The following is a 12,785-nucleotide window of genomic DNA, read 5'->3' as shown; positions in this document are numbered from 1 at the left end:
TCAAAAAATTACTTTAAATAGATTTAATCTTAAAACCGTTGACGAAATACATTTTCATTCGCCCTTTATTTTTTGCATCAATCTCGCCTCTATAGTCACAATTAAATAGATCTTTAATCAATTGATAGGTGTTTTCAGAAATGTTAATTTTGCCAGAATCTGAATTAGTTTCCATACGTGACGCTATGTTTACAGTATCTCCCCAAATGTCATAAGAAAATTTCTTAATTCCAACCACACCTGCTACTACAGGGCCTGTGTTAATTCCAATTCGGATATCAAAACGGATTTGATTCTCGGGGTTGTTTTTTTTAGAATCTTTCACAAATTCAGCAATATCAATTGCAGCTAGAATCATTTTATAAGCATGATCTTTGGTAGGGAAAGGTAATCCTCCAGCACACATATAAGCATCGCCAACTGTTTTAATTTTTTCTAATTCATGGTTTTCTATTATTTCGTCGAATTTTGAAAAATAGTAATCTACACTTTCTACTAATTTTTCTGGGGATAAGTTCTCTGCATAATGTGTAAACCCTACAAAATCTGTAAATAATACGGTTACAGATTCAAACTTTTTAGCCTGAACCTTACCACTTTGTTTTAATTCAAGGGCTGTTTCTTCTGGAAGAATATTGAGTAATAAGTTATTCGATTTATTTTTTTCTTCTTCTATAATAATGTTAGTTTTCTTAATGAATTTATAGCGTCGATACAATCCTAAAGCGAGTAGGAAAACAAGAAACAATGCCATTATTGATGCAATCGAAATAATCCGCTGGGTCTTTTTAGTCTGATTGAGCAAATCTACTTCCACTTGTTTCTGCGAAACTTCGAAATCAGTACGTAAATCAGCCATTTTTTGAACATAATCAATATTACTTACACTATCACGATACGTGATATGTTCCTTAAAATAACTTAATGATTTACTAGGATTGCCTAGCGCTTCATATAATTCTGAAATCTTTAGATTGGCGTCACAAACCTCTTTCTTTAACTTATATTTTTTAGCCAAAACAAGACTTCTGGAGGCATAATTTAATGCTTCAATCTTATCGTTTTTATTTAAATAAATATCAGACATGTAGGTGAGATAAACACAAATGGGATAAAATTCCCCTAATTTTTGCAGTAATAAAATCGCTTTGTTTATGTTTTTCTCTGCTTGTGAATCTATTCCCATTTTAGCATAAATCATCCCTAGATTTCCTAAGCTATAGGCTTGACCAAGTGGATATTTAATTGCATTGAATATAGCTTCTGATTCTTTTGTGAATTCGAGAGCTGATTTCAAGTCATCCATATTGATACACTCATCTCCTGCATTTAAAAGTGCGGAAGCAATATTTATTGAGTCTTTCTCTTGCCTAAGGATTTTAGTGGCTCCTTTAAAATACTGAACTGAATTTTTATGGTTGCCAATAATAGAATAGACAGTTGCGATTGATATGTAGATAAGACCTAAATCTCTTTTTTGTTTTTTTTTGACAGCAATTCTTGCCCCTTGAAAATAACTTTCTAACGCTTGGTTTAGATCACTTTTAAGTCGTAAAGCATTTCCTTTTTCAAGGTATCCAGAAAATAAATAATCAACAGAATCTAATGTTTTTGCTGTCTGAATTAATTCTAAACTATACGTTAGCTTTTTATCAGTATCAGTTTCATTTACTGATAATTGTTTTAAAATCTTTAACTTATCCTTTTGATTATAGCTTTCCTTTAGATAAATAATTTCAATACTGTCGGCAAGCTTTTGATTTTGACAATAAATGCCATTATAACAAAAAATAAAAAAGCCTAATAGGATATAAGCTTTTTTAAAACAGAGTGTTTTAAGTAATGGCAGTTTTCCAAACAAAATAGAAGGCGGTTTAATATTGTTGATTTAATCATGGATTTGTATCACAGGATCGTGATAATAAGAAACTCCATTTATAGAATAATTTATTCCGTAAGATTCGGCCGTACCCGGAAGAAAATCACCAATTGTTCCTATTAATGAGCCGTCACGACGTCTTACTATATCAGCAGTGAAAATAGAAACGTTATCCTCTTTTACTTGAATTCCAACTAGGGAATCTATTCCTTGATTTGGAATAAGTTTCCATATTATAACATCGCCTGCAGAAACAATAGTTCTGATATTAGGACCATTGCTTAATCCGTCATGCAAGATTAAACCTGTACCAGCTTCGTCTAATTTAATCGTAATTACACGGGTTGATTTTGTAAATTCATTTAAGGTTGAACTTGAAGTTGCTGTAAATGCCAAAAGAATTGAAAACAGGATCAATTTGTAGTTTTTCATAATTATTTTTTTTAATTAATATTCTGAAATTTTGCATGCTCATTTACTCTGCAGTAATTGGATCGATAATGGATGAAACTTCACTTACTGAGTTGGCTGGAAACCCACCTTGTTTGGCATGTTCACGAACCATTTCTTCATTGGGAGCGTTGTAAATACAATAAATTTTATCTGTAGTTACATAACTTTGAACCCATTGAATTTGCGGCCCCATATTGCTTAAAACTCCACAAGAAGTTTGTGAAATAGCTTTCAATTGGTCTGCAGTCAATTTACCTGCACCAGGAATTTCTCTTTCAATTACATATTTAGGCATCAATAAAAGTTTTTAATTTCCTACTCTTATGGCTTTTCGGTTGTGCCCCGTTTTTTTAAGTGGTAGCTGGGTTCCACTTTGTATAAAGATTGCGAAGTCGTAAGTGGTTAGGTGTTAGTTAATTATATCAAATATAGTTAAAATATAATAGCTATTTCAAAAAAAAGACCATTTCTTAAAACCATAAAAAACCCAATAGGATTCACCCAAAAAAATATTTATCTTTGCGCCACAACTACACAACTAAACTAAATGAGTTCAGATTCTAGCAAACGTTATGCACAAAGAGGAGTTTCGGCATCTAAAGAAGATGTACACAACGCCATAAAAAATATCGACAAAGGATTATTTCCACAAGCTTTTTGCAAAATAGTCCCAGATTATTTAACTAATGATGAAGAATATTGCCTTATTATGCATGCCGATGGAGCTGGAACCAAATCGTCTTTGGCGTATATGTATTGGAAAGAAACGGGCGATATTTCAGTATGGAAAGGAATTGCACAAGATGCTTTGATAATGAATATCGACGATTTATTGTGTGTAGGTGCAACCGACAATATCTTACTTTCTTCGACTATTGGAAGAAATAAAAACCTAATTACTGCTGAGGTGATTTCGGCTATCATCAACGGAACTGAAGAATTGATTAAAGAGCTAGATTCTTTTGGTGTAACCATACATTCTACAGGTGGCGAAACGGCCGATGTGGGCGATATCGTTCGAACCATCATCGTAGATTCTACCGTTACGGCTAGAATGAAACGTTCTAAAGTCATTGATAATGCCAATATTAAAGAGGGCGATGTAATCGTAGGATTGGAATCTTTCGGTCAAGCGACTTACGAAAAAAGTTATAATGGCGGAATGGGAAGCAACGGATTAACATCTGCTCGGCATGATGTTTTCGGGAAATATTTGGCAACCAAATACCCAGAAAGTTATGATGCTGCCGTTCCCGAAGAATTGATTTATTCGGGTCAAGTAAAATTAACTGATGCGGTTGAGAATTCCCCAATCGATGCGGGACAATTAGTGCTTTCGCCAACGCGAACTTATGCGCCAATCATCAAGAAAATATTAGACAACTATTCGTCTAATGAAATTCACGGAATGGTACATTGCAGCGGTGGCGCGCAAACTAAAATATTACATTTTATTCAAAATCTACACATTATAAAAGATAATTTATTTCCAGTTCCACCCTTGTTCAAGTTAATTCAAGAGCAATCAAAAACCGATTGGAAAGAAATGTACCAAGTATTCAACTGTGGCCACCGTATGGAAATTTACGTTCCAGAAGCGGTTGCTCAGGATATTATAGCGATTTCAAAATCCTTTAATGTTAATGCTCAAATCGTAGGAAGAGTAGAAGCATCCGATACTAAAAAACTGACGATTACTAGCGAATACGGAACTTTCGAATATTAAAAAGGGTTAATTGATTAAAAGGTAATTGGTTAATCGATGATTCATTAAGTCTTTTTTTAAGCTTTTAAACCCTTAACCAATTAACCTTTTTTTAAACCCTTAAACTTTTTTCTAATGTACGAACTACTTTTTTGGCAATATCAAGACGGAATTTATCTTAACCATCATTTGGTTTATGAGGCTTTGGTCGAACAGCAAGAAGTCGAAGGTCTTGAAACACTACCAGTTCAAGTGATTATCAATCGGATTAATAAAGTATTTGATAGCTGGGAAAAAGTAGATGAAAATAGTTGGAAAAACCCTAATGGCAAAGGAGCTTTTCATATCAATACCACACCACAAAGTATCCAAATCGATTGTTATGGTACCGAAGGTAAAACAATGGATTTACTTGCAGACACTTTAGAAGAATTTAAATGTCCTCTTTACGATCCTCAAAAACCGGTACGTTACGACGAATTTAACGAATAAGTTTTCTTCATTGCAATAAACTAAAAAGCGGTATCAATCTGTTTTATACGTAAAATCCGTATGCCATATTATGGCTATTCAATCAATAATCACAACTAAACTATGGGAGCTTTCGTTATCAGTAAAAGATTTGATGATCGGTACAAATTTGTATTTACTTCCAGAAAAGGAAAAACTATTTTTACTAGTCCCTCTTATGAGCTCAAGATGGAATGTGAAGAGTGTATCGAAGAAATTAAAGCAAACATCGAAAAGTACATTTACGTGAAATCCAGAGCAGCTAACGGAAAATATTTTTTTAAAATGATGCTAGAAGACAATGTCATTGCTAGCAGTAGAAGATATACCACACCATTGTTGCTTCAAAAAGGCATAGACGAAATCATTCGTACTTCTGTGCAATCAGATGTCTTGGATTTTACAATAAATGATTTTGTATTTCTAGATTAGATTCCGGTATATAGTTACAAGAAATAGATAAGGGAAAATTTAATTTCCTTGCTAAATATATATCAAAAAAATCAGTTGATTCATTAATGTCATTTATCATTTGGTCTATAAGATTGTTAGCCACAAAAGACATATTCCCAATTTATGTTTTGTTCAAGGAATCTTTTTTGGTAGGTGTTCTTTTTAGTGACATAGTATAACGTCATGCCAATCCTGCCTCGGTATCAATAGAAAACGCATCATGCTCCACTGTTCGTTCATTGCCCTATTCTAACCGCACCACTTCGTGATGTTTTTTTTTTTTTCTTTTTTTTCTGACTTTTAAAGAACTTTCTTTATTTTTTTATCAACTTAATTGACACGCAAGTTATTTTGAATTAATGTGCTAAAAAAGCAAGTTTACTTTTGTGATTTATTTAAAGTGTAGATGCCGCCTAAAAAAAGTAAAACTGCTATACCAACAAATAGATACCCTTCCTGCTGTCCAGATTTATTTGATGCTTCGATTTCAATACCTAATAAATTTACTTGATTTGTGTTTTCGGATATTTTATTAAAGCCAAGATATCCCATTCCTAAGCTTGCTAAAATTAATATTGATGCAATTATTTTTGATGAGTTCATTATTTTTGATTTGATTAATAAATCTAATTTAGTAAAATAAATCTGCATAAAGATAATAAAGTCTTTTTTTTGAGTAAAACATCTATTTAATAATTCGGTTCATAATTTTGAATCGAAAATGAAATACTTAATCGAATGTATTAGAGCTAACAGTTGTAAAAAAAACCTATGGTTTTTTTGGACGAAATGGTTTCATTAAAAGAGTTTATCCCACGGATTATCACTTCTGAAAGGAGTGGCAGGAAGTCCTTCTTTGTTAATAAAATTAGATTGAGCCGCTTCGTTCCAGCCAAAACGAACGGAAAGTGGATGTTGAACATCAGGAGCAGTAACAATTACTTTATTATCAACTATTTCCGCTTTTGCTGCTACGAATTTTCCATCCGCTCCAGCTATGCTAAACCAGCTGAGCGTTTGTCCATCACGGCTTGCCAAACCACTTCCTACATTTGAAAAAGTGACTTCAATGGCATTGTGTAGTATTTTTATTTTTTGATATACTGGTCCAGAACAAATAACATTTTTTTGTCCGTATGCTTTATTTTCGGCAACAAGACTTAAACGGCGACCAACCTCCCATTTGTAGCCAGGATGCAAATCAACGATGCTATCGACTAAATCGGTAATTACAATCATGTTTGTGTTTTTTAAATGCAAAGCTAGTGCTTGGGCTTCCCAGAATTCTGGAAGATTTTCGGTAGTATGGTGACGTACATCTTTGGCTGCGGAATAATTATAAGGAGCTATCTGAACAAAATAAAAGGGTAATTTTTTATTTTTCCAATCGTTACGCCAACTTTCAATGAGTGTTTTAAATTTATAGGCATAACGGATATTTTCATTCAGGAAACAATTTGATTCTCCCTGATACCATAGAATTCCTTTCAATGTAAATGGAATTAGTGGTTGTATCATGGTGTCATAAAATTTGCCAGAGTCACGATCATCAGCACTTAATTTGTCTAAAATTTTCCCGTTTTGCATTTTAGGTGCTATCTCCATTTTAGAAGCTTGCATCCAGGGTTCAATTCGACTACCGGGCACTGCTGCTGAAATCATTCCGATAGGGACATGTAATTTGGCATATAAGTTTTTTGCAAAATAATAACCAACTGCAGAGAAATCAACCAATGGCCGTCCTATTGCCGTGTCCCAACCGATATGCTCAGGACTTGGATCCATATATTTTCGACGATCCAGAAAAATGCGGATATTAGGATTGTTTGCCGTATTTAAATCATCTTCGGGCGGTTTGTACCCCTTGATAGCAGTCTCGAATTTACTATATTTACGCATAGCATATTCCATATTCGATTGGCCTGAACAAAGCCAGACTTCACCAACCAAAATGTTTTTAAGTACGATTGTATTTGCCCCTTTAATAGTCATTTCACGAGGCGTAAATGATGCTATCATGGGGTTGAGTTTCACTGACCAATTTCCTGAATTGTCAGCAATAGTTGTTTTGTTTTGTCCAGCAAAAGTTACCACTATTTTTTCGCCTGAACCAGCAGTTCCCCATACAGGGACTTCTTTCTGTTGTTGTAAAACCATATTATGTCCCAGAATTTTCGGAAGCGTAACTTGACTAAAAAGATTGAACGTAAATAGAAGTAAAACACTTGAGAATAAGAAAGTCAATTTTTTGGAACACATATTTTTATAATTAAAAAACTCACTAGTTGACTCACTGCAAACTGTGAATAAAGATTATTCAGGATTTTGTAGCCAAATTTGTTAGTCGTTTTTCTACTACATCCACTATTTTTATGCTCTTCGGTGTTTTGAAGAAGTTGGTAAACTAACGTTGTAAATTTGGTAGTAGTGAATTATTTGTTCCAAATTTCCCAAGACTTTTCTGCTTGATACACCAACATATCTTGTCCGTTTTTAGTTTTTGCTCCTTTTGCTTTTGCCTTTTTTAGAAATTGGGTTTCCTCAGGATTGTAAATCAAATCGTAGGCAATGTATTTCAGGGTAAAATATTCATAAGGAATTAAAGGAAAGGCTTCTGTGTTTGGACTTGTTCCTACTGGCGAGCAATTAATCACGAGTTGGTAGTTTTGAAACGTTTCAGCATTTATTTGTTCGTAGGATAGAATGTTTTGTTTTGCTTCTCTTGAAACGAAAGTATAATCAATATCTAATTCTGCTAAAGCAAAAGCTACACCTTTTGAAGCGCCTCCAGTTCCTAGAATCAAAGCTTTTTTGTGATGGGTTTCGAGTAATGGTTTTAAAGATTCCATAAAGCCATAATAATCGGTATTGTAGCCTTTCAGTTTTCCTTTTTTGGTAAACTTTATCGTGTTTACAGCACCAATTTTAGTTGCTTTTTTTGACAATTTATCTAAATAAGGAATGACTTGTTCTTTGTACGGAATGGTCACATTTATCCCGTAAATATCCGAATTGTTTGCAATGATTTTGGAAAACTCGTTTATTTCAGGAATATCAAAATTTTCATAAGTGCAATTTTCAATATTTTCGTTTTTAAATTTTTCGGTAAAATAGCCTCTTGAGAAAGAGTAATTAATATTGCGACCTAGCAACCCAAAACGTTTTTTTATTGTTTCCAACATGTGATTTTATATAAATTATTTTATAAACACAGATTTTCTCTGCCTTTTAGCTATCGCTCGGGTCACAGATTAGCAAAAATAATCTGTGCTAATCTGTGAAATTTGTGTTTGAAACTCTTATTTTTTATGTTTTGCAATGTAATTTTGAACCATTTTTCGAGTCCAAACTACAGGAAATAAATCCTCCAAAATGATGTAATTGTCAAAATTCAAACGCAACGCATTACTCAAATGAAATTTGGCTTTTTTAGTGTCTTGAATCATAAAATACAATCCAGCCAAACGATATTCGACTTCATTCTCTTCTGGAAAATATTCCGAAGATTGTAATAAAGTTTGAATGGCGCTTTCGAATTCACCTAAAAATTGCAAAATATCAACCCAATACAACCATGTGTCTAATTGATAATCGCCAAATTCAACCGCTTTTCTATAGCCAAATTCAGCTTCTTCAAATAAATTTAATTGTTTGTTTATCGATGCAAATCGTTTCCAATACAATCGGTTTTGATTGTCAATTGCTAATGCTTTGTTGACAAATAAAAGGGCTTTCTCGAAGTTTTTTTGTCGAACGTAAAAATCGGTTATAGCAATCCAACCTTTGTCTAAAAGTGGATCTTCATGTACTGTTTTGTTGAAATGTTTTAATGCTTGAACATTATTACCTAACTTTTCGTAACATTTCCCAATTCGAAGTAAGGCATAAGAAGTCGCATCGTCTAATTCGATTGTTCTGTTGTAACTTTCGATAGCTTCTTTGTATTTTTTTAATCGCTCTAAAGCTTTAGCTTTTTCCATAAAAGCACCTAAAAACTCATCGTCTATAAGAGTGGCATAATCAAAAGCACGAATCGCTTTTTCATATTCTTTGATGCCATAATGCAAGCGACCCAATTGGTGCCATGCGATTTCGCTGTACGGGTTTTTATCGATGTATTTTGTTAAATAATCAATCGCTTCTTGGTTTTGATCCAAAAATTCGAAACAATAAACCACATTATATAAGGCGGATTGATCTTCAAGATCGACTTCAAGACATTTGATAAAGCTTTCTTTTGCCATTTCAAGATTGTCCATGAAGAGGTATTCCATACCGATCAAATTATACACATCGGCAAAATCATCAGTGTATTCTAAAGCAATATTGAGCATTTCGACTGCCTTTTCGTGTTGGTCTCTTTTGGAACAAATATTTGCTTTTTGAATATAAATTTCTTCGTTATTTGGTTCGATGGCATACAATTCGTTCAAGAGCTTTTCAGCTTGTTCGAGCTTGTCGTCATACACCAACATTTCTACTTGAACCAGTTTTAGTCCAGTTGATTTAGGGTGCTGTTCAAGTGCTAGTTTCAAGGCTTTTTTAGCTAAAGCCGCCTTACCCATATCAATATAGTGGAGGATGATTTCTTCAAATTCCTCCGAGTCAAAAAAGAGCACTTTGTTGGTTTTCAACATGGACTCAAATTTGGATAGGGATAAGTTATATTCTTCTTCCTCTTCGCTTAATTGCATACTTTGTTTTTTTGAGTTTGCCCAAAATAAATTTAGGCATCCTTATTGGTAATGTGAGGAAAATTCTGAATTGTTGTGAACAATTTAATTAACAGGTTTAAAATGGCAATTTCAATATCAATGTCAATAAAAAGTTCAATTTATAGCTAATATCTGCAATCTAAAATCTTAAACATTAATCTCATTCATCACTTCAAGAATTATGGCACAACCTTCTCTAATTTCCTCTTCTGAAATTGTTAAAGGGGGCGTAATTCTAATGGCATTTGCTTCAAATAGTAGCCAAAATAAAATAAGTCCCTTGTCTTGGCATTTCAAAATCACTTCATTGGTAATCTCCTCACTTTCTGTCATTGCAGCCAACATCAATCCTTTTCCTCTAATTCCTTTAATCAAAGGGTGTACCAAAAGTGATCTAAAGAGCTTTTCTTTCTCTAAAGCTTCTTCCATTAAATTAGTTTCGGTTAATTCTTGCAAAGTGGCCAAACAGGCTGCCGCAATGACAGGATGACCACCAAAAGTAGTAATGTGACCTAACTTTGGATTATTGGACAACAAGTCCATCATTTTAGATGATGCTGTGAAAGCTCCTACTGGCATTCCTCCGCCCATTCCTTTTCCCATCACAACAATGTCAGGAATAACATCGTAATTTTGAAATCCGAAAAGTTTTCCCGTTCTGCCAAAACCTGGTTGGATTTCGTCTAGAATCATTATTGCACCAACTTCACTACATCGAAGCCGAACTTTTTTCAGGAATTCATTTTCAGGTTGAATGAAACCAGCTCCACCTTGAATAGTCTCCAGAAGTATTCCTGCAGTTTTTGTAGTTATTTTTGCTATATCGGCTTCGTTGTTGAAAGTGATAAATTCGACATCGGGAATCAACGGACGAAAAATTCGTTTTCTATCTTCAAATCCCATCACACTCATGGAACCCATAGTATTGCCATGATAGGCGTTGTGACAAGAAATCAATTGACTTCTTCCAGTGGTTCTTCGAGCAAGTTTTAAAGCCCCTTCGATAGCTTCGGTGCCAGAATTAACTAAATAAGTTTTGTCTAAAGGCTTTGGTAGAAGCGAGGCCAACAATTTACAATATTCCACTGCTGGGCTTTGCGAATACTCGCCATACACCATGACATGCGAATATTTGTCTAACTGGTCTTTAATTGCCTGATTGACTCTAAGCGGTTGATGTCCAAGCGTGCAAGCCGAAACTCCAGCCACAAAATCCAAGTATTTTTTATTATTAGTGTCAAAAATATAAGAACCTTTGGCATAAGAAACCTCCATTCCTAAAGGATACGGAGAAGTTTGAGCTTGGTATTTTATGAAATCGTTATCCACGTTTTATGTTTTTTTAACCGCAAAGGCACAAAGTCGTAAAGTGTACGGAGTTATATTTGTTATAAGGTTGCTTAATGCCTCGAAATCACTGACCACTAAAACCTGACCACTGATTATTTTTTTTTCTTATCGTAATTCAAGGTTTCCTTCCTGATTTTCATTGGAACATTTTCCTTGGATTCTTCGACTTTTCCTTCCTTGATTAGTTTATCATTGAGTTCATTCTCCTCATCAGTAAAAATATCGTCTTTTGATTTTATTCGTTCCTCCCCACGCCATACAAAACCTCGTAGTTTTCGATCTGGTTCTGGTAAATCTTTTTCGGGATAAATTGTTCCATCCACAGCTGTGAAAAAGGTAATAGTTTCTATTTCATTTTTATCAAATAAAATATTGATTTTACTACTTACATTTTTATTGATCCCAATGAGTTCTTGAGTGTCATTTCGCATATAATAAATAACTTCTGTATTTTTGATAATATCGACATCATGAAGTTTTCCTTCTTCAAATTTACCAAATAAATTTTGCCCTTTTACCTGATTATAGCCTGTGCCTATAGTGTCTTTCGAAACAATAAACGTATTGTTAAGTACTTTAAGTGAATCGAGTTTTTGTGTAATTTTATTGCCAATTAAGTGCATAATGTCACCAGTAATTTGGCTCTCCCCATTCCATAAAATTGGGTTTCCTATTAATTTTGTCAGTGCAATTTTAGAATTAGAATGAATAGAATCACATTTTCCGCTCATATCTGTTTTGAAAAAGCGTACTTTGTTATAGGCACGAATAATTCGGTTACCCTCCGGTCCAGTTACCATTAATTTTTTTCCGTGAATATAAACCGAATCATTTTCGACAAGGTTGATTGCAACTGCTCTTTTGGTTACAAACATTGAGTCCTGATTTTTGTATATTTCTGCATAATGTCCTTTGACTATTCCACGATTAACGGAGTCGGTTATTTTTACATTCCTTGTTGCAGAAGCAAATTCTCGGTTGCGGTCATAATACAAACTATCGCCTTCTATTAATCTATCGTCGTATTTTATGTAAGACTTTCGAAGAAAATGGGCCAGATTTTTTTTAGTATCATAAAATCCGTTCTCGGTATAAATAAAATTAGATTTACTGGTAATTGTGGATGGACCAAAGAGATAAGAATGCCCAGAATTGCTGTAATAATCCAAGTGGTTGGACTTGATAACATATTTAGGATTCGTAATAGTTACTGCCGTCAAGAATTGGAATTTTTTTTCAGCAACGAAATATTTTCCAGATTTGCTTTTTAAAGTGTTTTCTCTATTGGTAATCGTTCCCTTAGAATTATAATATACTTCTTGAGTGTTTCTGTTAAAGTTTATTGTGTCAGTTGCTAAAGTTGATTCTGGTGAACGCATGATGGCATCTCCTGTAGCAAATGCTTGTTTTATATTGCCATTATATTCGGCATATTTACTATTAAGATACAAAGTGTCACCTTGAACTAATTGTACATTTCCAAAAGCTTTTATATAATTTTCTTTTTGAAAATAATAGGCTTTATTACAAGTCATAATTACTCCGTCGTGATTTACACGAACATTTCCGGTTAGTAATGCCGCATCTGGAGCTTCTAATTGGTTTACATCAAAATAATCTGAATGTTCAATAAGAATTTTTTTTGGTGCTTGCGCCAAGAGTATTTGTGTAACTAATAATAAACTGCAACTAATAATAAACAGGAATTTCTTCAATTGAT

General features: G+C 33.7%; 12 protein-coding genes. 3 read left to right on the top strand and 9 right to left on the bottom strand.

The genetic code is table 11. From position 1 onward, the window contains the following. Positions 1-13 precede the first annotated feature (13 nt). The 3 genes from E0F76_RS14565 to E0F76_RS14555 are packed head-to-tail and all read right to left on the bottom strand — an operon-like array spanning position 14 to position 2,627. On the bottom strand, positions 14-1,861 hold the full coding sequence (locus tag E0F76_RS14565; protein WP_246022075.1) for an adenylate/guanylate cyclase domain-containing protein: 1,848 nt from the start codon (positions 1,859-1,861) through the stop codon (positions 14-16). A 27-nt stretch (positions 1,862-1,888) separates the two neighbouring features. Then, a complete protein-coding gene (locus E0F76_RS14560; RefSeq protein WP_132007635.1) occupies positions 1,889-2,311 on the bottom strand; it encodes a hypothetical protein in 423 nt (140 codons plus the stop codon). Positions 2,312-2,354: 43 nt separating this feature from the next. After that, positions 2,355-2,627, bottom strand: coding sequence for a DUF4242 domain-containing protein (locus E0F76_RS14555; RefSeq protein WP_132007632.1), 273 nt, complete (start codon positions 2,625-2,627; stop codon positions 2,355-2,357). 252 nt (positions 2,628-2,879) lie between these two features. On the opposite strand from E0F76_RS14555, the gene E0F76_RS14550 reads away from it, so the two are divergent. The 3 genes from E0F76_RS14550 (at position 2,880) to E0F76_RS14540 (ending at position 4,979) form a co-directional block, all read left to right on the top strand. After that, a complete protein-coding gene (locus tag E0F76_RS14550; protein WP_132007629.1) occupies positions 2,880-4,058 on the top strand; it encodes an AIR synthase related protein in 1,179 nt (392 codons plus the stop codon). Between the two features lie 114 nt (positions 4,059-4,172). Continuing rightward, positions 4,173-4,529 carry a hypothetical protein gene (locus E0F76_RS14545; protein WP_132007626.1) on the top strand — a complete coding sequence of 119 codons (357 nt, stop codon included), beginning with the start codon at positions 4,173-4,175 and terminating at the stop codon, positions 4,527-4,529. 102 nt (positions 4,530-4,631) lie between these two features. Continuing rightward, positions 4,632-4,979 carry a DUF1508 domain-containing protein gene (locus E0F76_RS14540; protein WP_132007623.1) on the top strand — a complete coding sequence of 116 codons (348 nt, stop codon included), beginning with the start codon at positions 4,632-4,634 and terminating at the stop codon, positions 4,977-4,979. Between the two features lie 399 nt (positions 4,980-5,378). Here E0F76_RS14540 and E0F76_RS14535 read toward each other — a convergent pair whose 3' ends face one another. The 6 genes from E0F76_RS14535 to E0F76_RS14510 all read right to left on the bottom strand — a co-directional run bounded on the left by E0F76_RS14535 (position 5,379) and on the right by E0F76_RS14510 (position 12,780). Continuing rightward, positions 5,379-5,603 (bottom strand): hypothetical protein, encoded by a 225-nt coding sequence (locus E0F76_RS14535; protein ID WP_132007620.1) that lies wholly within the window; start codon positions 5,601-5,603, stop codon positions 5,379-5,381. A 195-nt stretch (positions 5,604-5,798) separates the two neighbouring features. Beyond that, entirely contained in the window at positions 5,799-7,259 is a 1,461-nt protein-coding gene (locus tag E0F76_RS14530; protein ID WP_220398928.1) for a sialate O-acetylesterase, read from the bottom strand. Positions 7,260-7,432: 173 nt separating this feature from the next. Then, a complete protein-coding gene (locus E0F76_RS14525) occupies positions 7,433-8,182 on the bottom strand; it encodes a shikimate dehydrogenase family protein (protein WP_132007617.1) in 750 nt (249 codons plus the stop codon). A 117-nt stretch (positions 8,183-8,299) separates the two neighbouring features. Then, positions 8,300-9,694, bottom strand: coding sequence for a tetratricopeptide repeat protein (locus E0F76_RS14520; RefSeq protein ID WP_132007614.1), 1,395 nt, complete (start codon positions 9,692-9,694; stop codon positions 8,300-8,302). A gap of 168 nt (positions 9,695-9,862) precedes the next feature. Continuing rightward, a complete protein-coding gene (locus E0F76_RS14515; RefSeq protein WP_132007611.1) occupies positions 9,863-11,044 on the bottom strand; it encodes an aspartate aminotransferase family protein in 1,182 nt (393 codons plus the stop codon). A gap of 113 nt (positions 11,045-11,157) precedes the next feature. Continuing rightward, positions 11,158-12,780, bottom strand: a complete 1,623-nt coding sequence (locus E0F76_RS14510) for an OstA-like protein (RefSeq protein WP_246022074.1) — start codon at positions 12,778-12,780, stop codon at positions 11,158-11,160. Between the last annotated feature and the right edge of the window lie 5 nt (positions 12,781-12,785).

The sequence above is a fragment of the Flavobacterium cellulosilyticum genome, assembly GCF_004349355.1.
Taxonomy (GTDB): Bacteria; Bacteroidota; Bacteroidia; order Flavobacteriales; family Flavobacteriaceae; genus Flavobacterium; species Flavobacterium cellulosilyticum.
The sequence above is the reverse complement of the archived record's forward strand: the minus strand, read 5'-3'. Positions and strand labels throughout refer to the sequence as shown.